The following is a 25,789-nucleotide window of genomic DNA, read 5'->3' as shown; positions in this document are numbered from 1 at the left end:
GTGGGCTGTCCCAGTCGCTACTCCCGTTTGCCCGGCTCCACCCGCAGCGTCTCGACGTCCTCGGCCAACCACTCCTGATTCGCCGACTCCTCCGCCTGACCGTACGGCGCGACAGCGAGATCCTGGGCGGTGACGTGCTCCTCGATCGCGTCGGCGAGCTGCTGGAGCTTGAATGCCTGTTCCCGGTAAATGCCGCCCACGGCACGATTCGCGCCCAGGTCGATCACGCCCTCGCTTCAAGAGACGAGCAGGTCAGCGAGTGCATTCGAGATCACCGACGGGACATTTTAGCTGGCACCCACAATAGAACTTGACAAATGCCATGACCAGGCCCTAGAAGGAGGAATTGGCGGCTGCTTTCCATTTCGTGGAAGTATGCCATGAATCGGGGGACACCAAGTTATGAACAGTATGCTCTACGGACGCTCTCGTCTCACCTTTCTCGATGATCTGGGCGTCCGAATCGATCAACTGGATTCGTCAGGACTAATCACTCCAACCATCGCCACCCTTCCTCGGTCACGGCGCGCGACATCCGCTGACTTCCTTACGCAACTCGTCGGCAGGGAGGCGCAGCTGGCGAAGATTCGGCGGGCGATCGAAGCGCGAAGGTCAATTGAGTTCGTCTCCCCTTGCGGCTTCGGCAGGACCAGCTTACTCAAGCACTTCATAACAAGCCCGGAAGCGAGGCAGTCGACAAGTCCTCACATCTACCTCAGAGTGCACGATAAGCACGTCGGGGACGTACTGCAACTCCTCGTGAACGAACTCTACGAGTACACGCCCTGCGTCAAGATGACCGATATGGAGTGTGCCCAGGTTCTGCATCGCGCCAATGCCGTCATTGCTTTGGATGACGTCAATGCCGAATCCGATGTAATCCCTTACTTACCGCAAGTGGCATCGAACTGTTGCTTCATCGTAGGCGCTTCCGAGCCGCTCCTCGGAGATTGGGGGGAGTCTCATGCTCTTCCTGGCTTGCCCGAAGGCGTAGCCCTTAATCTATTCATGCGCGAGTTGGGCCGGAGCATCTCAGAGAGCGAGACGCCAGCGGCGCAACGTCTGATATCCGTAGTCCGTGGGCAGCCACTCAACATCAAGCAAGCTGCATTCCTGGTGCGGTCGGGCGATAACTCAATAGACTTCCTCGCCGAACAAGCCGAGTCCGACGCTGCCGCGCTGGACCGACTCAGCATCAACGCGCTTTCAGAGCAGCAGCGGCGAGCCCTTGCAGCTCTGACTCTTGCGGCTGGAGCGCTGCTTCCGTCGGGGCTGGTCTCGGTAATAGGGGAGATGGCATTCCTGGCTGACGGGTTGATCCGCCTGAATGAGCAAGGTCTTGTCGATCATCCTGATGATCGATTCGGGCTTCCCGTATGCAAGGTGGAGAGCTATCGCGATTTGCTGATCGGATACGTGGGCTTGGCGTCTTCGCTGCGGGCAGTCGGGGATTGGCTAGCCAGTGGGAATCTGACAGGAACGGATGCCCGATCAGCAGTGGAGGCGATCGTCAGTCTGATCGGCACGGCGGCTGGCCATCGGGAACTGGGCGCCGTGGTGCGGCTCGTTCGGCTCGTGGAACCTATTCTGTTCATCGAGGGTAGGTGGGAATCCTGGCGAAAAGTCATCAACCAAGGCTTCTGGGCAGCACAGTCGACGGGGGACAAAGCCGCCCAGGCTCTATTTTCTCATCAGCAAGGAACGTTACTCTGGTGCAATAACCGCGAAGAGGAAGCCCGAGGTGCGCTACAACACGCGCTCCGACTGCGCGAACAGTTGGGGGACGGTGTGGGCGCGGCTCTTACGGCCCATAATCTCGCCTTCCTTTCCGGCGGCGATGTCAACCGTCGTTCTGATGGAAACGCTGACGACCAACTGCCGCAGCCGCCGCCGCGTCCTTCTCATGCCTGGCAGGCATCGAAGAAGGCAATGCGTCGAATAGGGATGGTAGTGATCGCTCTGATCAGCGGTCTCGTGCTTGTCACTGCAATAGGAAAGACTGTAGAGAGCCAGGACGATCCTCCGCAGCGACCTTCCACGCCCACCCAAAGCACAGATGGGAACAGCCCGGGCGGCGGTAACGGCGGCACGGACGGCGGCACCAATGGCGGCACCAACAATGGCACAGACAACAACACCGAGGATGGCACGGACAGCAACACCGACAACAACACCGAAGATGACGCAGACAACAACACTGACAACAACACCGAAGATGGCGCAGACAACAACACCGACAACGGCACGGACGGCGACATCGAGGCACCGACGGCAACACCCACAACAGCACGGACGACAGTACCGACGGCAACACCGACGGCAACACCGACGACTGCAGTGCCGACGGCAACACGGACAGCGGCACCGACGGAGTCTTCGCGTGGTTCGGCTGCAACTGACTCGGTCGATTAGGTGGACATGGAAGTTTGCGAAGGGGTGGCCCGCGCCCGCCCGACAATGTGCCAGATCCGACGGATCACAAGGTCAGGGCCACCACAGGGCACATCAGATGCGCGCCTAACGGCGTCACAAGTCGGCACGCATCGGCGCACAGCCACGAACACCAACGCCCCATCAGCGCAGGTGACGGGCCGACCGGACCAAGTAATAACGTTCCCCGAGCTGCTTCGGAAGACAAAGAGGTCGTGGGCTCTTCGGATTCCGTCACCCGCCGCGCCCAGAGGCACAAAAACTAACGGGCTCATCACACATGGGCCGAGAGGTATTCGGTATGGTCGTAGTTCGACGCCACAGATCCGTTACACGCCTCAACCGAGGAAGCTCAGCCGGACCCGGCGCCGCGGATTGTCCCCGTTCGTGTCCGCCGAGCTCCGTTGAGGCAATCCCACGGTAGCGAGCAAAGTACACCGCACGGTTCACCATCTGCCCCGACGTCGTCGCAGGCAGTGGCGCACCTCTGGCCTGATACAGGGGCGGGCAGGTCAGGCCGTGCCGAGCGGCGCCGGGTTCGCCGTCGGCTGCGCGCCCGGCTGAAGGCCGCCGCCCTAGCGGCCTCGTGCATGGTTGACTCCGTGGCCCCGGTGGGTGAGGATTCGCGCGGCGTTCGTCCGAGGGCAGTCGTCGATCGCTGGGCTCCTGCTTGCCGAAGTGAGGCCAGTCCGGTGATCGCTTGAACGATGCCGTCGAGCGGTTCACGACGGTCGTGGTGACGGATCGGCGCCCGCCATTTCTTCAGGTGAGCGATACCGTGCTCGGCCCGAGTGTGTTGGGAGAAGTGGGCGTTGCGCTGTTGTGCGAACGGTTCCTCCCGCCACGGGCGCGCGTTCTTCTCGAACTTGCGGTGCGGCAGGGGAATCACCTGTCCGGCGGTCTGGGCGCCCAGCCCCGGTAGCCGGCGTCGACCAAAATCTCGATTCCGACGCGGCCGGAGAGCAGGTCCACCGGCCGGTGTCGCGGGCCTGAGTGGTGCCGGGACAGTCGCCCCCTGTCTGGTAGCGCCACCGAAGAGTAGTCGTCCCGCTGCATCTGTGACGATGAGGGCCTTCCTGGCATTCTGTTCGCCTTGCCGGAGGCATAACGGCGACATAACGGTCCCGGGCGGGCGTTCCCGCCGAGGGTTGACGGACTCGGATCTCGGTGGCCTCGGTGATCGCCGTCTGTCCCGTTACTCCGAGGTGCTGTCCCGTTGTCCCGAGGTGCTCGATGACCTCGGTGAGCGCGTGCAGCCGGACGCCCGGCGCAACTGAGCAGCCGCGCTGTGCCAGCAACGGCCGGCCGCACTTGCGGGATGGCCCGGGTGTTGGTGGAGCGTACACACCGGACCAACACACCAGTACGCCATGCGTGATGCCATGCCGCAGATGGACCAAGGTGGCCGGCAACGGTCAACGAAGACCAGCTTGTACCGGCCTCTGGCGCCTATCGCCCGCTGTCGCGTCCGGGAACCACGCGTTCGAGCCCAGTACCTGGCCTTCCTCGGCCTCGCCGCAGTTCTGCTCTGCTACAAGCGTCTCCGACGACTCACCACACAGGACACGGTCCTGGAGACGGTTCGAGGCGGCCCGATGCTCAGGTCTCATGATCTTCCCCGCAGGGACTGGCGGGTATTGCCCGCCGCCGTCGAGGGCGGGTACTGAGCACTCAGCACCTGACCGGTTTCCGCTCTTTGCCTGGCTGTTCGGCTTGCGTGAATCTTGGGGAACAATCAGCTGCCTTGAGCCGTGGCTGCCGTACAGCTTCGTCATCATGCGGGAGGGTCAGCCGTGCGCGTCACTGTCGGGCTACCCCCTGAGCGCGGGATCGACGGCCGATGCGTGCCGTGGTGACGGGTGCCGCCGGTTTCATCGGCTCTCATCTCTGCGAGCATCTTCTTCGCCATGGGGACGAGGTTCTGGGTGTCGACGCCCTCATCGACACTTATGATCCGGTGTGCAAAGTGAACAATCTGCTGGCGGCACGGGAGTGGCAGCGCTTCTCGTTTCTCCACTGTGATCTGCTCACGGCCGACTTGGATTCGCTGTTGTGCGGCGCTGATGTCGTCTACCACTTGGCCGGGGAACCTGGTGTGCGGGATTCCTGGTGAAGCAGATTCCGTCTCTATGCCGAACGCAACATGGTCGCCACGCAGTCTCTGCTGGAATCCGCCCGTGCACGGCAACTGAGCAAGTTCGTCTTCGCGTCCACTTCCTCCGTCTACGGCAATGCGCCCCAGTGCCCCACTGCGGAGTCCGTCCGGCCCGCACCGGTGTCGCCGTACGGCGTTTCGAAGCTTGCTGCCAAGCAGTTGTGCGAGACGTACCGCGAAGCGTTCGGTGTGCCGACGGTCTCCCTGCGGCTCTTCCGGTCTACGGGCCTCGGCAGCGCCCCGACATGGCTTTCGCGCGTCTCATCGACGCTGCCATGCGCGGCATTCCGTTCACGCTCTACGGTGACGGGCGGCAGAGCCGCGACTTCACTCATGTTTCCGGTGTGGTCACTGTCATGCGGGATGCGGCACGGTCAAGCTTCTGCGGTGTCGCCAATATCGGTGGCGGTGGCAGGACGACGATGCGCCAAGCGATACAGCTGGTGGAACGACTCACCGGTCCTGTCACCGTCAAGAGTGCGCCGGCCCGGCCAGGCGATGCGCGCCATACGGGGGCCTCGCCGTGGATGCCAGCCCAATTCCCCGACATGAAGGGGAAGTGTGACATGGCGGTAACGCAAGAGTCGTACGAAAACCTCGCACGGAAGTTCGGGTTCGGCGAGTATTACGGCTTCGAGCAGGTGCCGACCCCCCAGTAGCTCGAGACCTACGGCATGGCGCTGCTGGCAATCGCCAACAGCGACCCGACTGACCGACGAGGAACGGAACTTCGTACTCGGCCTCGTCGCCGGTCTGGGCGGTCAGCAGGAGGTCGTCGATCGCCTGCGCAACTACGCGGCCGACGACGACCCGCGCGCCGTACTGCACAGGGAGCCCCAGCTGGAGGACGCGGTCGGTTTCCTGATCTACGACGCGATCCGTGCTGCCTCGGCGGACGGGGTCCTGGACCCCCGCGAGTTGCGGGCCATCTACGACGTGGCGAAGGAACTCGGATTCCCGCCCGACAACGTCCGCAAGCTCCAGGCGATCTACGCACAGCAGCGCCACCTGACCGGTGAGCTCTACACCACCGCGGTCGCCGATCCGAAGAAGAACGTCTTCTGAAGGGTACGCCCCTGCTGAATGCGCTTCGCCGGTGCGCTCTCCACGGCACCCGCGAAGAATCGCCCCACCCGCTCGCCCTGTGTGCCGGTTCCCTGCCCGGGGCCGGCACACAGCGCTGAACACAGAAGACCGCACAATCCGGTCGCGCGGACCGGCTCATATCAATGACCGACTGCTCCACGCACCCCTGAGCGACAAGGCCACCATTGCTGGAATCTCCCGAGTGGGAAAATCGCTGGGGCGCGGAATGTATCCGGCTGGCTGCGCACGAGAAACTTTTTCAGTTGGTGGGTCTGCGGTAGCTGATGAGAGCCGTCGGACGTCAACGGCGCATCACATGAGTGTCGCAGTACAGGAAGTAGCCACCCCCCAAGGGATGTCGACCAAGGTCTTCGTTTCTCGGGAGTGTCCTGGGCTTGGCGCAGGCCCCTCCCTGGCCGCCCATGGAGGCCGATTCCCAAAGGGCTGCTGCCTGCTTCCCGCATGGGCGACGAGGCGGGGAAGGGTCGTCGTGTGGCCCGGCCCGCCGATGCGCTCTGCGGCTGGCACGACGACTGTGCCGTGGCCACCCCCCGAATCCTCTACGGGTACGATCCGCCGGACAAGACCTCAGGAGGGGAAGCGTGGCCGAGACCAGCACCACCCGATCCGTCGCCAGTGAAGCGCGAGAGGCGCCACGGAGTCGGCTGCGGCGCTTGATGCGCTACCTCCCCGTGATCGCCCCCGTCCTGCTGTGGGCCGTGCCGTGCTGGGTTCTCCTGCACACCGGCCAGCACTGGCCGCTCCCCGTCACACTGATCGGTACCACACTGTTCGCCCTCGGCCTGATCGGCATGCCGCTCGCGATGGTGCGCGGCCACGGTCGGCGCCAGCAGGACCGGGCGGCGATCGTCGGTGACACGCTGCTGGGCAGCGCCTGGGTGGTGTTCACCTGGTCCGTCCTGTTCGGCGTCCTGCTGCGGCCCGCCCTGGCCGTGGCCGGCGTCGGTGACGGACGGGACCGGGCGCGCATCGTCACCTGGGCCGTCCTCGGCGTGGCCGCCGTGCTGCTCGCCTGGGGGTACGCCGAGGCCCGACGCGTGCCCCGCGTGCGTCGACTCGACGTGCAGCTCCCGCGGCTGGGAGCCGGGTTGGACGGCACCCGAGTCGTCCTGATCACCGACACCCACTACGGTCCGCTCGACCGCACCCGCTGGTCGGCACGGGTCTGCGAGACGGTGAACACCCTGGAACCCGACCTGGTCTGCCACACCGGCGACATCGCGGACGGCACGGCCGAACGCCGTCGCGCCCAGGCCGCCCCACTGGGCACCGTGCAGGCGACTCGGGCCCGTGTCTACGTCACCGGCAACCACGAGTACTACAGCGAGGCCCAGGGCTGGGTCGACCTGATGGACGAGCTGGGCTGGGAGCCGCTGCGCAACCGCCATCTGCTGCTCGAACGCGGCGGTGACACCCTCGTGGTCGCCGGCGTCGACGACGTCACCGCCGAGTCCTCAGGACTGGCGGGCCACCGCGCCCACCTGACCGGAGCCCTCCAGGACGCCGACCCGGACCTCCCCGTCCTCCTCCTCGCCCACCAGCCCAAGTTCATCGACCGCGCGGCAGCCCACGGCATCGACCTCCAGCTCTCCGGCCACACCCACGGCGGCCAGATCTGGCCCTTCCACCACTTGGTCCGCCTCGACCAACCAGCCCTCGCCGGCCTCAGCCGCCACGGCACTCGCACCCTCCTCTACACCAGCCGCGGCACCGGCTTCTGGGGCCCGCCCTTCCGCGTCTTCGCCCCCAGCGAGATCACCCTGCTCGTGCTCCGCTCTCCGCAGCAGTCCACTTCGTCCTAGGTCGTGTCCGCCAAGTCATGGCAGCCACAGTCGTAGGCAGGCGAGGGTGACCATGGACTGGGAGTGGCGGGCACGTTTGTCGTAGCGGGTGGCCAGGGCTTTGTTGTGCCCGAGTCGGTTGAAGCAGCGTTCGACGACGTTGCGGCGCCGGTATGCCGCTCGGTTGAGTCGGCACCGGCCCTCTCGCCGCCGGATGCGGCCGTTGATCTGGTCGATCCGCTCCGGGACAACTGTCGCGATGCCTCGGCCACGCAGGTACGCGCGAGCTCGTCGTGTCCTTGATCTCCTGGCCGCCGTACGGGAACACGCCGACTGGATGGCCGTCATGTATGCCGGGCGGCTGGCCGAGTACGGTCCGGTGGCCCTGGTCCTGGACCGTCCGTACGCCCCGTACACCGCGGGCCTGATCGCTTCCGTCCCGAGTGCGGCGGCGGGCCGTAAGACACGGCTGCCCGCCATCCCGGGCCACCCGCCCTCCGCGGGGGCAATGCCGCCGGGCTGCGCCGCCCGCACAGCGGCCAGGTCCGGTTCGACGGTACGGAGCTGACCGCCTTGAGCGAGCGCCGGATCCGTCCCTTCCGGCCACGCCTTCAGCCCGTCTTCCAGGACCCGTACGGCTCGCTCAGCCCGCGCAGGCGCCTCCGCGACCAGATCGCCGAGCCACTGCACGTTCAAGGACGTTGGTCCGCGACCTCCGGCCCCGGGCGGTTCGACGAGCTGCTCGACGTGGTCGGGCTGGAGCGTTCGTACGGGGACCGGCTGCCGTACGAGCTGTCCGGCGGGCAGTATCAGCGCGCCGGTATCGCGCGGGCACTGGCCTGCGCCCCCGACCTCATCGTCCTGGACGAACCGATGTCCGCACTCGACCCGTCGCTGCGCGCCGGCATCCTGAATCTCCTCCTCGACCTCCAGGACGAGTTCGGGCTCGGCTGTCTCTTCATCTGCCACGACCAGGCCGTCGTACGGCACTTCTGCGACCGTGTACTGGCCATGGAGAACGGGAGGATCACGGGCCGTGAGCAGATCACGGCATGACACCGCTGGCCCGGCTGTCGAGCGTCTGCAACCAGGCCCGTCGCCGCCCCACCTCCCGTGACGCGGCTTCGGGCCGGTGACGGGCACGCGCCCGGCGTCGACCGCCGGCTGGGGCTGCCACATGCGGGCGTAGCAGCCGTCCTGCCACCAGCCGTGTTCGGTGTGGGTGCCGCGCGAGACGCGGCTCCGTCGAAGATTCAGTAATTGCCGCGCAGGCCCAGTCGCAGATGCTCGGTGTGGTGGAGGGCCTCGTCGAGGAGTTGGGCGACGTGGTTGTCGAACAGCCGGTAGACGATGCGCCGCCCTTCACGATGGCCGGTGACCAGGCCCAGGGCTCGGAGCAGGCGCAGCTGATGGGAGACGGCGGACTGGGCCATGCCGACCTCGGCGGCCAGTTCGGAGACGGGATACGGCCTTCGGCGCAGGGCGGTGAGGATCCGCAGACGGGAGGGGGCTGCCAGGGCCTGGAGGGTGGTCGCGACGACCTGCGCGGTCTCCGCGTCCATGGTCACGGCCTTGCCCGTCACCACGCCCTGGCCGGCGACCGCGCCCTCTTCCGCATCGCCCCGCTCAGCGGCGTGCACGGCCGCGCCTGCCCGTCGCCCGCGCCCGTACCTCACCCGGCGGCCGGATGAATTGCAGTTCCAGCGCTGCCGGCGGTACGGCGACGCCGGGCCCACCGTCGGCCGCCCACCGCACCACGTCCTCGGTGGCGTCGTCGCTCATCGCGAAGCCGACCCAGGTCGCCCGGCCGCCCATCCGTCGCCCGGCCCCGGAGGGCTGGACGACGATGACATTGGCCTGGTCGCACGGCCCCAGGCAGTCGGTCGTACGGACCGCCAGCCGGCCGTTCGATTCCCGCGCTGCCGCCTGCAGCCGGGCCAGCTGCCAGGCATGGTCGAACCCGGGATGCTTGCGGGCGTTGCCGCAGCAGCAGCCCCGGCACACGACCAGCGTGCACGGGCGCTCGCGGGCGGCGCCGATCACCGTCCGCGACGCAGCGCCCTCCGCCCGCGCCATCGAGGACACCGTCCGTGCGGCCTCGTCCGCCCGCGCGGCGAGTTCCCGGCGGCGCGCAGCGGCAGCGCGCCCCTTCGGGCGACTCACAGGGCGGCTCCCGGCGGCAGCCGCAGTGCCCGCACCGTACCGCCGTGGTATGCCGCGATCAGCAGTTCGGAGCCGGCCCAGGCCAGTGCCTGTACCGCCGACTCGCCCTCCAGCGTGCGGGCCGGGCGCAGCCGCGCCTGCGGGCGTCCGGAAGTGGCGTGCCACAGGGCGAGCGTGCCGTCATCACCACCGCTGGCGAGGTGGCACCCGCCGCCGGGGCGCCAGGCGAGCGCGGTGACCGTTTCGTGTTCGCGCAGGGAGCGCGGAGCAGTACCCGCAGGGCCCTTGCCGGAGAAGTCCCATACCGTCACGTCCGGTGCGCCGTCGGCCGCCAGCCAGAATCCGGTGTCGTCGAAGGCGAGCCGGGAGACCTTCTCCGGGTAGCCGGACATGGTGAGTTCGGAGCCGTCCCGCGTGCGCCAAATGTGGATGGACGCGTCCTGGTTGCCGCTGCAGATCCAGCGCCCGGTCGGCGCGACGGCCAGCGCCAGGTGCGACCCGATGTACGGGTACGTCTCCACGGGCCGTTTCTGATGCCTCTCGTGGCAGCGCACGGCCCCGTATGCGGCGACGGCCAGCCGACGGCCCTGGCGCAGCCAGGCAAGGTCGGTGACGGTGCTCGCGGCGGGCTCCGTGGCCCACAGCTGCTTGCCCTCGGCGTCCAGGACCAGCGCTGTCTTGCCGGAGGCCACCGCCACGCGCTGCACGTCGGCCCAGCGGGCGGTGGCGGACCAGCGCCCGGTCTCGATCGCGACCGTGCGGCCGGTCTCGCGGTCGTGCAGCCCGTACCCGGTGGGACCGGTCGCCGCGACGTGGCGCCCGTCGGGCGAAAGCGCCACGTGGAGAGCCCCGCCGGGCAGTTCGAGTACGGCCGTCGCCGTCCCCGTGGCGAGGTCCAGGGTCCAGACCCGTCCCTCGGCACCGGCTACCGCGAGTTGTCCGGCCGCGGTGGAGAGCGCTACGGGCGCATCGTCGACGGCGGTCTCCCAGGCGATGGAGACGCCGGTGTGCACTGCCGCTTCGGTCGTGTCCATGCTCACGCGGCGACTCCCGCGGTGGTCAGGCAGGCCGCGAGGCCCGTCTCCAGCTGTGCGCGGTCCAGGCCGCGGCCGATGAAGACCAGCTTGGACTGCCGGCTCTCGCCCTCCTGCCAGTCCCGCCCGAACTCGCCGTCCAACAGCATGTGCACGCCCTGGAACACGTACTGCTTGGGCGCGCCCGCGATGGCGAGGATGCCCTTGGAACGGAAGATGTCCGCGCCCTTGGTGCGCAGCAGGGCGCCCAGCCAGCGATTGAGCCGGTCCTCGTCCAGTTCGCCGGTCAGTTCGAAGCCGACGGAGGTGACGGAGGTGTCGTGCTGGTGCTCGGTCTCGGTCAGGAACTCCGGGTCGTCCTTGAGCACCCGCTCCAGGTCGAACGCGCCCACGTTCATGACCCGCGCGAGATCCACCTCGGCGTGCTGGGTCGGGATGATCTGCACGGGCGCGTTGATCGCCCGGATGCGGGAGATGACCTCGGCGATCGTCGACTCGTCCGCCAGGTCGGTCTTGTTGAGCACCACCCGGTCGGCGAAGGCGATCTGCTCGACGGCCTCGTTCTCCACGCCCTCCGGCTTCTCCTCGTCCAGATGCGGGAGCGCGTGCGCCGCGTCGACGAGCGTGACGATGGCGTCCAGGCGCAGCTGGCCTGCGATCTCGTCGTCCATGAAGAAGGTCTGGGCGACGGGGGCCGGGTCGGCAAGCCCCGTGGTCTCGATCAGGATGTGGTCGAACTTCTCGCGCCGTCGCATCAGCGCGCCGAGGATGCGGATGAGGTCCCCTCGTACGGTGCAGCAGATGCAGCCGTTGTTCATCTCGAAGATCTCTTCTTCGGCGTCCAGCACGAGCGCGTCGTCGATGCCGACCTCGCCGAACTCGTTCTCGATCACCGCGATCTTCATGCCGTGCTGCTCGGTGAGGATGCGGTTGAGCAGTGTGGTCTTCCCGGAGCCGAGAAAGCCGGTCAGTACGGTGACGGGCACTCGGCCGTCCTGTGGTTCGCGTGCTTCGGTATCCACAACATCGGACATTGGGCGTCAGACTCCTTGTTCGGCTTGTTCGGCTTGTTCGGCTTGGTCGGCTTGGTCAGCTTGTACGGCTTTGGCGTTCGGTCGGGGTGCACTTCCGTGCATGGCGGGTCGGCAGCTCGCGCAGATGCCCGTCAGCTCGACGGTGTGCTCGAGGGCGACGAACCCGCTGATCTCGCGGGTCTGCTCGACCCAGCGTTCGACCACGTCGGAGTCGACCGGCCGGCTGTGACCGCAGCTGCGGCAGAGCAGGTAGTGACGATGACCGTCCGCAGCGCGCCTGCGGTAGAGCCGCTCACCCGTCTCGTCACGCACGACATCGAGACGCCCGGCGGCCTGGAGGGCGCGCAACGCGCGGTAGACCGTGGTGAGTCCCACCGCTCTGTCCATGGTCGCCATCCGGGCGTGCAGCGTCTGGGCGGAGACGAAATCGGAGCAGTTGACGAGCGCGCGCAGCACCGCGACCCGCTGCGGCGTCATCCGCGTGGGCGATGTCTTGGCACCGGTCATGCCGATGAGGCTAGATGAAAATGAATTCCATGTCCATGTGAAGGCTCGTTCATGTATCCCCGGAGGCCGATTCGAGCCATGCGTGCCACCGGGGCCCCTGCTGGCACACCAGCCCGGCTTCCAACTCCCGCTATTCGCCGACACATTGCGGCGCGCCACGCCTGACACCCAAGCCCCGCGCCTGGACGCCGCATGTGGACACGCGCATGACATCGCTTTCACGTGATGCAGTCCCCTGCGCATCGCGTTCGTCGGCGAGGGCGGCAGCGGCAAGGCCACGCTGTCGACTCTCTTCGCCCGGCACTTGGCAGATTCCGGCGCACCCGTCGTCGCCATCGACGGAGACATCCATCAGCACCTGGGAAGCACCCTGGGGCTGGACGAGCAGGACCTCGCCACCACTCCTCCGCTCGGCGTCCATCCCGCGGACATCAAGGAAGCAGCTCACGCCTGCTGCGACTGCTCGGGCCGTATCCGGTGCACGCCCGCCACCGCCCGCGAAGTGGCCGGGGTACATCTCACGGTGACCGGGGCTTTCGAGAAGGAGGACCTCGGAACCGCCTGCCATCACTCGACGTGCGGGGCCGTCGAGCTCTACCTCCATCACTGGTGGACGGTGCGGGCGAGTATGTCGTCGTCGACATGACGGCCGGCGCCGGCTCCTTCGCCTCCGGCCTGTTCACCCGCTTCGGCGTGACCTTCCTCGCCACGGAGCCCACGCGTAAGAGCGTCTCCGTCTACGGTCAGTACCGCGAACACACCGTTGAATTCGGTGTACCGACCGCCGTGGTCGGCAACAAGGTGACCGGTGAGGAGGACATCGCCTTCCTCCGCGAGCACGTCGGCGATGATCTGCTCACCTGCCTCACTCACTCGGACTGGGTACGGGCCAGGGAGCAGGGGCGCGACACCGGCAGCCTCGAACCGGACAACCATCACGCACTGGGGCGGCTGCGCGCGGCCGTCGATGCACGCACGATCAAGGAGAACCTCCGCCGCTCAGGAGCGGATCGGGGTGGGCGACCCAGGCCTCCCTGCCCTGCGCGAGTTCGGCATCGCTGAGCACGGCGGACTCCAGGGCGGAGCGGATCCGTTGCTCATCGAGGCCGGTGCCGGTGAAGGTGATTTCATTGCGCCGCTCGCCGTAGTAGTCATGCCAGAACCACGAGGCGAGCGTGCGCCGCTGCGGCGAAACCGCATTCCAGGCGCGCTGGTCGCCGGCCTCCAGCCAGCTGCCCGCCTCGCGGAGTTCCAGGTGCGGGCCGGCCGAGCGCCATGCCACGACGGAATCGGGGCGGCTGGCCAGCCACAGGTGTCCTCGGCTGCGGACCGCGCCGCACATCACCGTGGCGAGTACGGCTGCCAGTCGTTCGGGGTGCAGGGGACGCCGGGCCCGCCACAGGACGGACTCCACGCCGTGATGAACGCCGCGCCCCAGGGGTGGCACCGTCACAGGCTCCAGCCGCGCCCGCCACTCGTCGACGGTTCCGCGGGGCGCCGGGCGCACGAGGGACGGCGGCAACCCCGCCTCCGGTCCATCGATGTGCGAGGAGGCAACGAGCACGGCCTGCCCGTTGAGGTGGCCGGCCAACGCGGCCACTCCCTCCATGCGTTCACCGTCACCGTTCGCCGCCACGGGCAGGATCAGGGCGTCCGCCGCCTCGACCTGGCGGGCGGCGGCCTCGGCCGGTGTCAGTGGATCGGTGTGACCATCGCCGCCCCACAGGGGTGCGGCTCGGTGGACGCAGCCGATGTCCGCCATGAAAGGAGCAGGGTCGACGCCTACCAGGAGAGGCGCGGGTTCGTAGTGGTCGGCCAGTGAGCTGCTCCCGATCCGGGTGCGCCACAGCTCTGTGAGGAACGGGAGGACGTCGAACTCGGCGGGCAGGGCGAGGACGACGTGTGGTGCCCCGGTGGTGCGTCGGAGAGCAAGGAGGTCCTGGCGGAGGATCACCGCCGGATCGCCTGTTGCGCTCAGGGGCGCGGCCGTCTGCTGCCGTGCGTCGCCACCGGAGATGAAGCGCTGGACGGCCGGATATGCGCCGTCCCTGTGCTGGATCGACACCGCGAGGACCACGGCGCCCGGAGCCGCGCGCAGCACATGATCCACCGCCACGCCCCGGACATGGGGGGTATTGCCGGTCACTACGCTCAGCAGAACTTTCGACATGAGTGGTCCGCTCATGCGGGGCGGGAGACGTACGGGGGTGCCGGAGCCACGCGCAGGCCGATGCGCAGGGTGCCGTCGTCCGGCATGCCGGCCCGCAGCCACACGCCGACGGCTTCCGCGTCGGCCTCGGTGGCGAGAGGCCCGAGAAGCACCGCAGGGCCGGTGGCACTGCGGTCAGCCGCACAGGGCTGCACGACGGCGTGCAGCCCGCGGGCGGCGTCGCAGTCCAGGACTCGCCCGAGGCAGGTGGTGACGACCATGACTCCGTGGGAACAGCTGCGGACGGCCTGCCGGAGCCGATCCACTATCTGACGGCCGGCGGACTCACGGCAGTCCGTGCAGGCAACCAAGGTGAACGGGCGGCTCGGGCCGCCCTGCGCCGCGCCGGTCATGCCGCTCCTCCCGCTTCGCGCGGAACGGTGAGCAGCGCGCTCCGCAGAATCTCCTCAGTGACCTGCTCGACGGGGTGATGGAGGGTCCAACGGCGGGCCGGGGCATCCATGGGCAGTACGGCGATGACCGTCTCCAGCGGCGGACAGCCCGGCTCGGTGCAGGCAAGCTCCCGAATCACCACGGCGGTGTCGTCATCGAGTCCGAGCAGCGCGCGTACGGCCTCCTTCAGCTCGCGCACCTTCGGGCTCGGTTGCGGGCGGGATCCCAGCGGCATGGCGTCCGTTCTCCTTCTCCGGGTGGGGTTGGCAGTCGCCGCAGTCACTGGTGCGTCCACTGGTGCGTCAGCTCGGCCGCGGTCCCGGCGGCAGCCATCAGGGCGTGCAACTCCTGCACCGGCACGAAGCGCCGGCAGGTCGAGAGAGCCCGTGGGACGACTGCTCACTGCCGGTGCAGCACCACAACCCTAAATGAAAATGAATGTCATGTCTATGTGGTCGCGACGAGTGTGCCGGTTCGGCGAACGCCAGCCGGCGGAGGCACCACGTACGAGACGGCCCTCTCGGACCGCGACCGGTTCGCGTACGGCCCTCCCCCTCGCCCAGAGGCACACCTGCGGCAGCCCAGAGGCACACCTGCGGCAGCGATTCCGGGCAGGAGGAGTCCCGACGCAGCCCTTCGCGCCCTCCGGCGCCGCCACCGGACGGCTCGTCCACTGCGCCGCCTCCGCAGTGGCAGGCGCCCTGATCGTCAAAGGCGCCACCAAACCCCTCCACCCGGCCAAGCCTGCCGCCCGTAAGGCCGTCGTCGAGGGCTTGGCCCAGAGCATCCGCACCGGACGGTGGCTGGCCTCGTTCGCGGAAGAGGCCCGGCTCAAGGCCGGCGACGTCCTCGCGGAGGCCCGTATACCACTGGGTGAAGAGGTCCCGCCGCCCTCCGAGGTCGCCCCCAGGGCCACGGGCACGAGCACGGATCATGTCCGGTGTGACTGTCCGCTCCCTGACCACGGGCCGGATCCGTCTGCCAGTCGGTGTTCGGGGTCCATGCCGTTGGTGTAGCCGCCGGTCCCGAGGTGGGACTGCATGGTGACGTCGGGTTCGTAGTGCCTGCGCAGGGCGTTCGCCGAACGCTCCCGCCGGCGCGCCGTTCCCCCGACGCGACCTCGAAGCCGTCGCCTCCGCGGCCGAGGAAGGCCACCCGGATGTCATCGGGCAGGCCGGTCACTGCGTCGGTGATGACCACGTCGAGGTCGGCGACTCCCGGGAGCAGACTGCCGGCGGTGCAGGCGGCCTCCGCCAGTGGCAGGTAGGGAGGGCATCTCAGTCCGCCGCCCGCTCCGCCCACGGGGCGAAGGGTCACCGTCCCGTCGGATGCCTGCCGCGCGAAGAAGCTGAAGGCAACTGCCTGGATCGCCTCCGGGGGCGTCCCCCGGGTATTCCACCCGCGTTTCCGGCGGACGCTGCCTGCCCGGAAAGGGCTCCCCACCCGCGCTGGCATCAGCCAACCCCGTGCTGCGGGGGCCGAGTGAGCACAGCCTCGCCTGCGGCGCACTTGCCCGCTGACAGTTGGACCAGGCACCGTTCCTGATCGTGGTCACCAGCGGAATGGTTGATGAATTCCGCGGAACACTGGCCAACTTGAGAGAAACCCGCGCACGCGGACTCATCGTATGCGCGGAGTCCCCTTCTTCCGCCTGGTATCCGTTTCAGGGCACCGTCCACGGGGCGGAGGATTCCCGGGAAGTGCTCGCGGCGCGCAACATTCCCCATGTCTAACGTGAGGATCCTGCTCGGCTGGACCAGGACCTCGCGGCGGCGTTCGCCGCCTACCGCACGGGCGAGGCCAGGTGGTGCTGCTCACCACTCCGCCGGTTCTTCAGGCAACCTCCCTTCCCGAACATCCACGGCACCTCGATGACCGCCCCGAGCCCCGTACATGTGCATACCCAGCTGCGGCTCCGGTGGTCACAACTCCGGCCGCGGGTGGTGCTCGAGCCAGTGCTCGGCAATGGCGCCCCGAGTGGCCACCCACACTCCGTCCTTGGCGGTGATGTAGTCGAGGAAGCGGCGCAGGGCGGGAAGCCGGCCGGGACGTCCGACCATTCGGCAGTGCAGTCCGATGCTCATCATCTTGGGGCGGGCCAGCCCATTCGGATCGCCCTCGTCGTAGAGCGTGTCGAACTGGTCCCGGAGGTACCGGTAGAATGGTTCGGCGTCGCTGTAGCCCTGGGGCAGGCCGAAACGCATGTCGTTGCAGTCGAGCGTGTAGGGCACCACGAGATGTGGCTTCGTGCCGCCGTCGGAGTTCTTCACCAGCATCCAGAACGGCAGGTCGTCACCGTAATAGTCGGAGTCGTAGAGCAGCCGGCCGTCGTCGACGACGAGGCGGCGGGTGTTCGGCGAATCCCGTCCTGTGTACCAGCCCAGCGGCCGCCTGCCGGTAAGCCTCTCGATGATGTCGAGTGCCTGCTGCATGTGGGCCCGTTCGATCTCCTCGGGCACCTCCTGGTAGTGGATCCACTTGAGTCCGTGGCAGACGATGTCGTGGCCACGGTCGAGGAAGGCTTCGGTGACGTCTGGATTGCGTTCGAGGGCCGTGGCGACTCCGAACACGGTGAGAGGCAGGTTGAACCGGTCGAATTCCCGCAGGATTCGCCAGACCCCTTGACGCGACCCGTACTCGTACACCCCGTCCATGGACATGTGCCGCTCGGGGTAGGGGCTGGGATTGAACATCTCGGACAGGAACGTCTCGGCCGTCGGATCGCCGTGGAGCACATTGTTCTCCCCGCCCTCTTCATAGTTGAGGACGAACTGCACGGCGATGCGCGCTCCCCCGGGCCATTTCGGGTCATACCCGTCCTGCCCGTAGCCGACAAGGTCGCGGGGGTAGTCAGCGGTGCTGTCATAGAACGGCATCTGCGACATCAGAATCCTTTCACAAGCGTGCACCGATCGACAGAAAATGGGTCGGTGACTGGAGGAGCGTTCGAGGGCCCTCAGCGACATCGATTACTTCGGCGGCCACCACCAGGTGTACGAGGGCCGGGCGTTGGCGACGCCGGTAGTGAGTAGTGAGTCGAGATGCTGCCGGTCGACCGCCAGCGACGCTGCGGGATCGATGGCAGCTGTAGCGGATGTTCCACACGTCGAGGGCGGCTATGCGTTCGTCCTCGCGGTTGCATTCGCGGGCGTAGAGGACCCCTCGACCATGATCCGCGGGTGACGCTCGACCTTGCCGTTGCGGCGTGGGGGGGTAGGGCTTGGTGTGTTGGTTTCGGAACTTGGCACCGACGATGCAGGCGAAGCCGCCGGACCGACAGCAAGCGCCGTTGTCGGTGACGACGCGGTGGATGTGAGTGATGCCGTACGCGGCGAACCAGCCCTTGGGCCCGCCCAGGAACGCGGCGGCAGCCTTACCTTTCCCGTCGGCCGGCAGTTCGGTGCAGACCAGTCGGGATTCGACGGACCGGCCGCAGAGCGGAACGAGAAAAGTTTCCTGTACCGGTCCCAGGCACAGCTCGCACGCGGACATGCCGATCCCCATCGCCTTCGGACGTAGCGACACCTCGAAAGAGATGCCGGGCTGGGCGGCGCCGTGGCCGCGAAACCGCCCAACCCGGAGCGTGCGGGCCGCGGGCCACACAATACGCTACATGAAAATGAGTTTCATAAAAAGGCAGCGATCTGTCCGCGAAGGCGCAGCCTGGACCGGACACCCGAGGCAGATCACCGACGTTCACACCCCCGCTGGGGCGCCACCGACCAGCCTTGCGACTCAGCACCCGCGACGTCGACCGGTGGGGCGACTTCTGCCCTGTGATGCCACCCGCGGGCTGCACGCTGCCGTACAGCCGTGCACAACGGACCGCAGATACGCAGGCCCGGTGACCCTCCTCTGCCCCATCGCCACCGAAGCCGGCACGGAAGCGATCGGTGCGTGGCTGCGCGCAGGCATACGGGACGACGGCACACCGCCCGCCGGCCTGCGCGCGGCACCGTCACCCCGGCGCCCGTCCCCTCTCAACTGAGGAACACCCGATGCCCAAGGGTCTTTTGAGCGTGGTGGCCGGCAACACGCCCGCTGCCCGAGGCGCGGTGGTGGCCCAGGTGCTGCGGGCCTCTCCCACGCCGCGGTCGTCGCCGTGTCAGTTCAGGACAGGGACGACGGTCACCCGGCCATCCACCGCTTCCTGCCCAGCAGCGCCCCGCATCACCGGTCCGCCACTCCGCTGAGCGCGACCGGCGACCCGTGGTGATCCTCCGACAGTCTTTACGACATGCGTCAGGTGGTACGACATGTGTCAGGTGGTATGACATGTGTCAGGTGGTACGACGGGAGTACTTCGGCCAACCTCCGCCCCCGGTCACCAGCGACGCACTGACAAGAACTGGAACAGGAGCGGCCCGACTCCGCCGCACGTGCGCGCAGATCCATTCGTTGCCGCGGATCAGAGGAGGCTGAGACGGCCGGACTTCCCCTCTGCAGTCCCACCGAAGCGGTCGGCTAACCGAGGAAGCTCAACCGCACCTGGCGCCGCGGATTGTCCCCGTTCGTGTCCACCAAGCTCCGTAAAGTCAACCGCCAAGGTACCCGATCGCATCCTTCACGCGGTGTCATCGGAGAAATGTCGGCCTGAGTGATTTCTCAGGAACGACCAGGTCAGGTTCCATTTTTTGGCTCGCGGCACCGCGTGCTGTCGCCTAGAGCGTCATGACCAACAGTGAGGGTTCTCAGTATTGCCTCTCTAGGGTGAGGCCGGCTTTGGCGATGACGGTCGAGCCCCCGGTTCACGGTGCGCTGGGTCAGGGCGAGTTTCCCATCGGGCGGCCGTTCGAGTCCGGTGGCGCCCCGAGGGCCCGCGTCGGTGTAGGCGCGGTCAGCGAGGACGGGACTCTAGCGTTCGCAGATCCAGATGATGTGGTGGGTGCGAGTTGCGGTCAGGTCGTGGGGCGGGCCCGGCAGCGCTGGCGAGATCCGCAGCAGGTTTCCGTCCGGGTCTATGACGGACTCAACGTTCATGCCGCGTCGGCGGTGCTTGGCCGAGGAGTCGGCGCGATTGGCGTCGCCACGGTCGCACTCGGCGAGCAGGACGTGAGCGGGGTCGTTTCCGTGCAGGGTCTCGGGCAGGCCGGAGCCCGGTCGGCGAGCAGGCCGGGGACGGCGGTGACGTAGGCGACCCGTCGGACAGTCTGCGGACGCTCGGCACCATCAGTCGATCCCGAGAGGGATGCTGAAGTCGACCTCGGGTGACTTGTTGAGGGTGACGCGTCGAGAGCCGCAGGTGAAGGGCAGAGCACAGTGTAATCGCAGCTCTCCTTCAACCTCGCTGCTCGGAGGTTCCTCGATTACATTCTGTCCACCAAGCGTGTCCGTACGATACTCAGCGTACGGAATAAGGCCTTCCGGATATGTACGGTGCCGGCCGCATCGGTAGGGTCCGCTCGTGACGTACATAGTGACCCTCACTCCGGACCAGATGGCCGACAACGAAGACGATTGGCTCGTCTCGGAACGCTTCACGAAAGGACTGCCCACCGGGCTCGACACGTCCGATACCGGTACCCGGCTAGCGCTCCTGGTCTGCGACAAGCGGTCTCGTTCCGCGAACAACGGCCGCGATGGGGTCGCCGAGCACGGCCGCTTCATCACCTGGATGGGGGCGGTCCAGCGCTTCAACACCGTGGGACCGGTCGACAGGAGCATCACCATCGAGCCCATGCGTAGATGTCCGAAGCCGGTCCCCCTGGACGGACCCGACGGAATCCTCGCTTCCCTGCCCTCGACTTACCGGGCTCACGTGGAGCGAGCCCTCTCCGAAAGCGCGGGCCACTGCGGCATGACGACCTGGCACGTTCTGCGGGAAGCCCTCCTGAGACGTCACCCCGAGTTGGCCCGGTACATCGACTGGCTACTCGCCCATCTCAACCCGCTCGTCTTCAACGTCGAGGACGCGGCTGACCGTGCGTGGCAGGAACAGAAGGACGCGGCTCAGTCCCTCACCCGGGTAGCCGACTTCCCCCACTCCGCGCTGTCGGCCTGGGGACGTCCTGCGTCCCGGGATGAGCCATACCTTGCGGGACTCATCCCGGACCCGGTGGAGAACAGTCTGATCGACCATGACGTACGGGCCGGGCTGGGCGGCGAAGCGGCCCTTTTCGACGACTGGCGACAACGCGGCGACGTGCGATGCGACATTCACGTACTGGAAGACTCCACAGGACGCCGTCTCGAGGTCGTCAACGTCAACGCCACCCCGGTCGAGAGCCGACTGGGCACGGACATGATCTACTACCACCACCCCACGCACAGCTTCGTCTTCGTCCAGTACAAGCGCTTGGAACCCCGGCGCAAGGAATACCGGGTGAACAAGCAACTCTTGGATCAGATGGAACGCTTGGAACAGGTTTCACGGCTCAGTTCAAAACCCGCCCGCTCTCACGAGTGGCGCCTCTCCCCGGACGCGTGCTTTCTGAAGTTCGCACATTGGCGGAACGGGGCGGCTTCCAGCACCGAGCTGGCCCACGGAATGTATATCCCCCTCTCCTACGCCCGCGTCCTCCTGGAGGACGACTGCACGCTCGGACCCAGGGGTGGGCGCATCTTCAGCTACGAGAGGACGGTCAGCTACCTCATCGGCTCGGAGTTCGCGGAGTTGGTGAAGCTCGGCCGAGTCGGAACCGTGGGGACCAGCGTCGAGCAGTTGAGGGACTTCGGTCTGCAGCGTGCCCGCGAGGGGTACAGTGTCATGCTGGGATTCGAAACGAGCAACGAGACGCCCCGCGAACGGGCCGTGCGCGCCCGCAGTCGCAGTGCGAAGAAAAGGCCGAAGGTGAACTCCTACTCCCCGCCCACCTCGCAGCAGCAGTAAGCGGTTCGCGATCTTCGAACGTGCCGGTCAGAGGGGTTAGGGCGAGGCTCCACGAGCGTGCTCATGCAGGTTGCCGGAGCGCGGTCGCCCTTCCTCTCTCGGGCGGTGTTCCGGCGATCTTGTCCATGGCAGCGGTTCAGGCAACAGTTCTACGGCTCTTTTCGCTTCTTGCGGGGTGCCTGCCTAGCGCCGGCTTTCCGGCTCGCCCGCGACCGCGTCATCGGAGCGGTGGTCGAAGAGTCCCTCTCCGCGGTGAGTGGCCTGACGGCGTGTGGCTCGCGCGCCTCGATGCCCTCGGTCCCAGGGATGGGATCGGGCTGTATCGGTGCGGGGGCAGAACGTCGTGCAGTGTCCGGGACGGGCAGGATGTTCCGACGCTGCAGCTCGGAGACACTGACCAGCGGTGACATGAGAACACCGTCGAGCAGCTCATTCTGAGCCGACTGCAGCTCGACCAGATGCCAGAGGACAGCGAGCACGTACTGAAGTTCCTCGCTCCAGGCGGGGCGCCATCGGTCGTGCCGAATGTGATCCAGCTGACTGACGGCCCTACGGGACGGTGGTCCCGTCCTGCGTTTCAACCAGCCGTCGAGAACATTCTGTCCGCTGACTTGGTAATCCCGCATCTCTTGAGTCACCGGCCCGAAAGCGCCCTGCCCGACGCGGAGTTCGGACCCGTCGGCATCGTAGACGAAGCCCTCGGGGAGTTCGTCCCTACCGACCTGTCTCCGGTACGTGATCGCTGGCTGCGCAGTCGTCCAGACCTGCCGAGGTCCACCGGGCCTCCCCGCCGCCGGGTCCACAAACCTCTCTCCGAAGGTCGAGGCCCAGATCACCTTCCGCCCAATGTGCAGCGCCTCCGACCACAGTGTGGCGTCACCGGTTAGTGGTACGCGGACGCCGTTGGTGGTGAGTTCGTCATCGAAGCGGGTGCGGAAGCCGGGGTGGGCGGTTACTGCCGCGATGTACGCGGCCAAGTCCTCGGCGGTGACAGGCAGACCCCCGAAGGAGTTACGCAGGTGCTGGAGAAGGCCGGGGGTCACATTGGGGGTGCCATCCTTCTGCAGGAGGGGGATTACCCTGCCACCGCCCCAGCCAGTGAAGTGATGCATATCCGGCATCAGCGCTGTGAATAGAGTAGCGGGGCCGTCGCCGAAACGTTCGGAGTGCTGCTCCACGATATGGATCTGCCCGTCGGCCCGGTTCTCCCACAGCTCCGGCGAGCATCTGTCGAGGACCCTGTTGTCTGGAATGATCCACTGCCGATCGAAAGGTCGGAAGGCTACAGGTACCGGCTCTGGACACTCGGAGCCTGCCTCTAGCATCGACCGCCTTTGCTGTGCTGAACCCGGGAGCGGCTTGACCTGCCGGTCGACGCTACGGCTCTGAGTCTCCCGGAATAAGGCGCGCTTCTCGGCAATATCCGTCTCGGTGGTCAGCCTCCGCCATCGGGAGCGAAGCATGTCGGAGTCCGGGGAGTAGACCCACGTCCGCTTCGGTAGGATGCCGGGCACTGTCCATGGCAGCAAATCGTCCATTGCGGGATAGGTATCCCAGGCTCCGTGTGCCGCGGGCGTGAACGGGGCGTGGGCGTCCTGGCGCACCGACCGCCACTGGTCACTGTCCGGCCCGAGAGCCTCGAGTTGCGCGTACTTCTCCTCACGGGTATTGCCGTCCAACGCGACGTACCTGATGTGGGCGAGCTCAGTCTCGGCCCTGCTGCGGACAAACACGGCGATCGTCAATTGCTGCTGTACGCCTTCGAAGAGGCGAGTCCGCATTGGTGGCTGGATTCCCTCTGGACTGAGGTCGATGATCCAGCCCTCCGAACAAGTCTCACGCAGGTACTTCCTCATGCCCCGAAAACCGGGCCCGCTGAGGAAGCCTGCGGTACTGATGAAGGCGACGATTCCGCGGTCCGACTCGGAACGATGCTGTTCGAAGACCTTGAAGGTGGCCCAGCGCCAGAAGTAGACGTACAGGTTCTTGAGCTTGTTCTCATGCACTCCGTTCCTGCCACCGAGGCGGAAGTCATCGAGTAAAGGTGGTCTGTCGTCACCCTCACGGCCCTTCTCCACCCAGCCGCCCTCTCCTTCGGCTCTCTCCCGGTCCGGCGGGTTACTGATCATGACGGTGACCTTTTGCTCCCGCTTGATCCAGTCCGCCTTGCGTGTGTTCTCTACCAGCGGATCGCCATCAGGCAGGAACGTAAAGAGCGTGGCCCTCTCGTAGGGGTCTGCGAGGGTATCGGCGAGATGGAGTCGCAGATCTCCGAGTTGAGTGTCGGTGACTTGCTCGCGGAGGGTCTGGGTGATCCTCATCTGGGCGACCGCGTAGGCGGCCATCTGCCGTTCAAAGCCGATCAGCCGGCCCGCCAGTTGTTCCACCGCTTCGCCCCGGAAACCCTCCCCGCGTCGGGAGCGCTCCTCGGCGACTGTGTCGATGATTTCGCTGAGGAATGTGCCCGTGCCCATGGCGGGATCGACGATCGTCACCTGCTCGTCGGCGAACCCTTCCACGCAACCCAGCCGGGTGCGCAGTACGGCATCGGTGAAGCGGACCATTTCCTTCACGAGACGGGGCGGGGTGTAGTACGTGCCGGAGCGTTTACGGAGCTCGCGATCGTATTCCTGCAGGAAATTCTCGTAGAGGTGAACGTGGGCGTCGGGCTTCTGAGCTCGGATCGCCTCCCAGTTGACGGCATCGATGACCTGCACGAGCGTGTCGATGCGACGGGCGAACTCGTCGTCTACCGTCTCCGTCAGCAACTGCAGGGCTCGGCCCATGACCGTATTCTCGGCCTTCAACTCACGTGCGACGTCAGCGAAGTTACGCCCAGCGAGCGGTACGTTTTCGATGCGAGCCAGCAGCAAAGCGAAGGCGATGGTCTGGGTATAGCGGTCGGCGAAGAGGCGGTCGGGGGCCTGGCCATCGGTCGAGGGGAAGAGCACCTTGCTCCAGTGGTGCGCGAGAGCGGTGAAGGGCTTGGGGGCACGCCGTCGGCTGCCAAGACCGTCTGGCGCTCTGCATTCGAGGGCAAGCTGCTCCAGCACCTCCTCGCGCAGGTACTGGCACAGCGGAGCGATGGACGTCACCAACTGGCTCACGGTGGTGATGCGTTGCGGCTGCCATCCGAGAAACTCCCGCAGTAGATCCCGAAACACCGCACCGTGGGCTTCACCGGTACGCAACCGTCTGCCGGACCGGTAGAGATCACCCTCGAGCCGGACCGTGCGGAGGGGCCGCGGCCCGCCTCGGTACAGGCACCAGGTGTGGCCGTTGGTGTACAGCACGTTGGGTAGCCGACGCATCAGCTCCCACTGCTCGCGGTCCCGCTTCGTGAAGCCGTCGGGTGTGACGTCGTGCCCAGGGGCCTTCAGCTCCAGGAAGCCGGTGATGCGCCCCGCGGTCTCCACCGCGTAGTCCGGACGCACCCGGGCCTCGGGCAAGGGGTACTCGGGGTGAAGACGAGGACTCAGCTTCCAGCGCGCACCGAAAGCCTCCACCAGCTTCGCCACCGGCAGGCTGATGGACGCCTCCGTGTCGCTGACCCGCAGACGCTCCCTGCACTCGGATCCGAAGTCCGCCACGCGAGCTCTTATCCACTCATCCAGCACCTTGTCCCCCTCCAGACTGTGGCCTCTCGGTGGATCACCGTAGACACAGCCTGCTGGAGGCGAACAGGCCACCTAAGTGCGCACAGGGGGCGCGCGAGGGGCACGGACGGGGCGTTGCGTAACCGCCGGGAAATCAGATGCTGGTGTTGGCCAGGAGGAGACTGCAATAGCCGACGTAGACGTTGCCAGTGCGCGAGGCGTCCTCGCGGACGTGCACGCGGGACGCGATGGCTTACCGTCACCGGCGCACCTGTGGGATCACATCCACGCTGGCGTGACACGCCCTCATCACATGGTTCGCATCATGCGCAGGAGAACTGCTCCTCGGAAGACCGGAAAGTCACCCCAGGAAACTCAATCGAACCCGACGGTCTGTGTTATCGGCATTTGTATCCGCCAAGCTCCGCTAAGGCGATCCGCACGCTACACGCCATAGGTACGACGACGCACGAATGCTCAGTACGAGCAGTGCTCTCTACGCCGATTCCCGGCTGCTCCAGCACCTGGCGATGTGGTCAGCTGGGGTGGAA

General features: G+C 66.8%; 20 protein-coding genes and 4 pseudogenes. 10 read left to right on the top strand and 14 right to left on the bottom strand.

Features of this window, described 5'->3' with window-relative positions; translation table 11 throughout:
- Positions 1–17: 17 nt before the first annotated feature.
- Entirely contained in the window at positions 18–227 is a 210-nt protein-coding gene (locus AAC944_RS32415) for a hypothetical protein (RefSeq protein WP_030609319.1), read from the bottom strand.
- Between the two features lie 175 nt (positions 228–402).
- Between AAC944_RS32415 and AAC944_RS32410 the strand changes: the two genes are divergently transcribed.
- The 5 genes and pseudogenes from AAC944_RS32410 to AAC944_RS32390 all read left to right on the top strand — a co-directional run bounded on the left by AAC944_RS32410 (position 403) and on the right by AAC944_RS32390 (position 7,494).
- Complete coding sequence (locus AAC944_RS32410) at positions 403–2,412, top strand: hypothetical protein (protein ID WP_196942814.1); 2,010 nt, start codon at positions 403–405, stop codon at positions 2,410–2,412.
- Positions 2,413–3,130: 718 nt separating this feature from the next.
- Positions 3,131–3,352, top strand: coding sequence for a hypothetical protein (locus AAC944_RS32405; RefSeq protein ID WP_196942816.1), 222 nt, complete (start codon positions 3,131–3,133; stop codon positions 3,350–3,352).
- A gap of 918 nt (positions 3,353–4,270) precedes the next feature.
- A pseudogene (locus AAC944_RS32400) lies at positions 4,271–5,244 on the top strand (NAD-dependent epimerase/dehydratase family protein).
- A 277-nt stretch (positions 5,245–5,521) separates the two neighbouring features.
- Complete coding sequence (locus tag AAC944_RS32395) at positions 5,522–5,650, top strand: hypothetical protein (protein WP_368396610.1); 129 nt, start codon at positions 5,522–5,524, stop codon at positions 5,648–5,650.
- Between the two features lie 623 nt (positions 5,651–6,273).
- Positions 6,274–7,494 (top strand): metallophosphoesterase, encoded by a 1,221-nt coding sequence (locus tag AAC944_RS32390; protein WP_030609322.1) that lies wholly within the window; start codon positions 6,274–6,276, stop codon positions 7,492–7,494.
- Positions 7,495–7,509: 15 nt separating this feature from the next.
- On the opposite strand, the pseudogene AAC944_RS32385 reads toward AAC944_RS32390, so the two are convergent.
- Positions 7,510–7,764 (bottom strand): annotated as a pseudogene (locus AAC944_RS32385) (IS5/IS1182 family transposase); the annotation flags it as partial.
- 46 nt (positions 7,765–7,810) lie between these two features.
- Between AAC944_RS32385 and AAC944_RS32380 the strand changes: the two are divergent.
- Together AAC944_RS32380 and AAC944_RS32375 are read left to right on the top strand one after the other, a co-directional pair.
- Complete coding sequence (locus tag AAC944_RS32380) at positions 7,811–8,041, top strand: oligopeptide/dipeptide ABC transporter ATP-binding protein (RefSeq protein ID WP_030609323.1); 231 nt, start codon at positions 7,811–7,813, stop codon at positions 8,039–8,041.
- 5 nt (positions 8,042–8,046) lie between these two features.
- The gene (locus AAC944_RS32375; protein WP_368396606.1) at positions 8,047–8,529 is read left to right on the top strand and encodes an ATP-binding cassette domain-containing protein; all 483 of its coding nucleotides are present in this window, start codon (positions 8,047–8,049) and stop codon (positions 8,527–8,529) included.
- 197 nt (positions 8,530–8,726) lie between these two features.
- Here the strand turns inward: AAC944_RS32375 and AAC944_RS32370 are convergent, their stop codons facing one another.
- The 5 genes from AAC944_RS32370 to AAC944_RS32350 all read right to left on the bottom strand — a co-directional run bounded on the left by AAC944_RS32370 (position 8,727) and on the right by AAC944_RS32350 (position 12,211).
- On the bottom strand, positions 8,727–9,035 hold the full coding sequence (locus AAC944_RS32370; protein WP_051871472.1) for an ArsR/SmtB family transcription factor: 309 nt from the start codon (positions 9,033–9,035) through the stop codon (positions 8,727–8,729).
- A gap of 64 nt (positions 9,036–9,099) precedes the next feature.
- Positions 9,100–9,549, bottom strand: a complete 450-nt coding sequence (locus AAC944_RS32365) for a (2Fe-2S) ferredoxin domain-containing protein (protein ID WP_030609330.1) — start codon at positions 9,547–9,549, stop codon at positions 9,100–9,102.
- Between the two features lie 83 nt (positions 9,550–9,632).
- Complete coding sequence (locus AAC944_RS32360) at positions 9,633–10,670, bottom strand: WD40 repeat domain-containing protein (RefSeq protein ID WP_051871459.1); 1,038 nt, start codon at positions 10,668–10,670, stop codon at positions 9,633–9,635.
- 2 nt (positions 10,671–10,672) lie between these two features.
- Positions 10,673–11,704 carry a CobW family GTP-binding protein gene (locus AAC944_RS32355; RefSeq protein ID WP_051871460.1) on the bottom strand — a complete coding sequence of 344 codons (1,032 nt, stop codon included), beginning with the start codon at positions 11,702–11,704 and terminating at the stop codon, positions 10,673–10,675.
- Positions 11,705–11,710: 6 nt separating this feature from the next.
- Positions 11,711–12,211, bottom strand: a complete 501-nt coding sequence (locus AAC944_RS32350; RefSeq protein ID WP_030609336.1) for a Fur family transcriptional regulator — start codon at positions 12,209–12,211, stop codon at positions 11,711–11,713.
- Positions 12,212–12,446: 235 nt separating this feature from the next.
- Here AAC944_RS32350 and AAC944_RS32345 point away from each other — a divergent pair.
- Positions 12,447–13,186 (top strand): annotated as a pseudogene (locus AAC944_RS32345) (ATP-binding protein); the annotation flags it as partial.
- Between the two features lie 4 nt (positions 13,187–13,190).
- On the opposite strand, the gene AAC944_RS32340 reads toward AAC944_RS32345, so the two are convergent.
- From AAC944_RS32340 to AAC944_RS32330, 3 genes are all read right to left on the bottom strand, one after another.
- Entirely contained in the window at positions 13,191–14,357 is a 1,167-nt protein-coding gene (locus AAC944_RS32340) for a GTP-binding protein (RefSeq protein ID WP_368396605.1), read from the bottom strand.
- A 35-nt stretch (positions 14,358–14,392) separates the two neighbouring features.
- Positions 14,393–14,641, bottom strand: coding sequence for a hypothetical protein (locus AAC944_RS32335; protein WP_368396604.1), 249 nt, complete (start codon positions 14,639–14,641; stop codon positions 14,393–14,395).
- Between the two features lie 128 nt (positions 14,642–14,769).
- Positions 14,770–15,048 carry a hypothetical protein gene (locus tag AAC944_RS32330; protein ID WP_030609344.1) on the bottom strand — a complete coding sequence of 93 codons (279 nt, stop codon included), beginning with the start codon at positions 15,046–15,048 and terminating at the stop codon, positions 14,770–14,772.
- Between the two features lie 193 nt (positions 15,049–15,241).
- Here AAC944_RS32330 and AAC944_RS32325 point away from each other — a divergent pair, with 193 nt between their 5' ends.
- On the top strand, positions 15,242–15,829 hold the full coding sequence (locus tag AAC944_RS32325) for a DUF1490 family protein (RefSeq protein WP_368396603.1): 588 nt from the start codon (positions 15,242–15,244) through the stop codon (positions 15,827–15,829).
- A gap of 906 nt (positions 15,830–16,735) precedes the next feature.
- On the opposite strand, the gene puuE is transcribed toward AAC944_RS32325, so the two are convergent.
- The 3 genes and pseudogenes from puuE to AAC944_RS32310 form a co-directional block, all read right to left on the bottom strand.
- Positions 16,736–17,698, bottom strand: a complete 963-nt coding sequence (gene puuE / locus AAC944_RS32320; protein WP_030609346.1) for an allantoinase PuuE — start codon at positions 17,696–17,698, stop codon at positions 16,736–16,738.
- A gap of 10 nt (positions 17,699–17,708) precedes the next feature.
- Complete coding sequence (locus AAC944_RS32315; RefSeq protein WP_196942818.1) at positions 17,709–18,317, bottom strand: hypothetical protein; 609 nt, start codon at positions 18,315–18,317, stop codon at positions 17,709–17,711.
- Between the two features lie 1,233 nt (positions 18,318–19,550).
- Positions 19,551–19,948, bottom strand: a pseudogene (locus tag AAC944_RS32310) (transposase family protein); the annotation flags it as partial.
- A gap of 269 nt (positions 19,949–20,217) precedes the next feature.
- Here AAC944_RS32310 and AAC944_RS32305 point away from each other — a divergent pair.
- On the top strand, positions 20,218–21,642 hold the full coding sequence (locus tag AAC944_RS32305; RefSeq protein ID WP_030609350.1) for a hypothetical protein: 1,425 nt from the start codon (positions 20,218–20,220) through the stop codon (positions 21,640–21,642).
- A 149-nt stretch (positions 21,643–21,791) separates the two neighbouring features.
- Here AAC944_RS32305 and AAC944_RS32300 read toward each other — a convergent pair whose 3' ends face one another.
- Positions 21,792–25,232 carry a type ISP restriction/modification enzyme gene (locus AAC944_RS32300; protein WP_368396602.1) on the bottom strand — a complete coding sequence of 1,147 codons (3,441 nt, stop codon included), beginning with the start codon at positions 25,230–25,232 and terminating at the stop codon, positions 21,792–21,794.
- Positions 25,233–25,789: the final 557 nt, after the last annotated feature.

Origin of the sequence: Streptomyces sclerotialus, assembly GCF_040907265.1 — a bacterium.
Lineage (GTDB): Bacteria > Actinomycetota > Actinomycetes > Streptomycetales > Streptomycetaceae > Streptomyces > Streptomyces sclerotialus.
This window is presented reverse-complemented; position numbering and strand designations above follow the sequence as displayed.

Bases quoted from the DNA above. Each gene is read 5' to 3' on its own strand.
- AAC944_RS32410 (WP_196942814.1), top strand. From the start codon at position 403: ATGAACAGTATGCTCTACGGACGCTCTCGTCTCACCTTTCTCGATGAT.
- AAC944_RS32380 (WP_030609323.1), top strand. From the start codon at position 7,811: ATGGCCGTCATGTATGCCGGGCGGCTGGCCGAGTACGGTCCGGTGGCC.
- AAC944_RS32370 (WP_051871472.1), bottom strand. From the start codon at position 9,035: ATGGACGCGGAGACCGCGCAGGTCGTCGCGACCACCCTCCAGGCCCTG.
- AAC944_RS32365 (WP_030609330.1), bottom strand. From the start codon at position 9,549: ATGGCGCGGGCGGAGGGCGCTGCGTCGCGGACGGTGATCGGCGCCGCC.
- AAC944_RS32360 (WP_051871459.1), bottom strand. From the start codon at position 10,670: ATGGACACGACCGAAGCGGCAGTGCACACCGGCGTCTCCATCGCCTGG.
- AAC944_RS32355 (WP_051871460.1), bottom strand. From the start codon at position 11,704: ATGTCCGATGTTGTGGATACCGAAGCACGCGAACCACAGGACGGCCGA.
- AAC944_RS32350 (WP_030609336.1), bottom strand. From the start codon at position 12,211: ATGACCGGTGCCAAGACATCGCCCACGCGGATGACGCCGCAGCGGGTC.
- AAC944_RS32335 (WP_368396604.1), bottom strand. From the start codon at position 14,641: ATGGTCGTCACCACCTGCCTCGGGCGAGTCCTGGACTGCGACGCCGCC.
- AAC944_RS32330 (WP_030609344.1), bottom strand. From the start codon at position 15,048: ATGCCGCTGGGATCCCGCCCGCAACCGAGCCCGAAGGTGCGCGAGCTG.
- AAC944_RS32325 (WP_368396603.1), top strand. From the start codon at position 15,242: ATGAAAATGAATGTCATGTCTATGTGGTCGCGACGAGTGTGCCGGTTC.
- puuE (WP_030609346.1), bottom strand. From the start codon at position 17,698: ATGTCGCAGATGCCGTTCTATGACAGCACCGCTGACTACCCCCGCGAC.
- AAC944_RS32315 (WP_196942818.1), bottom strand. From the start codon at position 18,317: ATGGGGATCGGCATGTCCGCGTGCGAGCTGTGCCTGGGACCGGTACAG.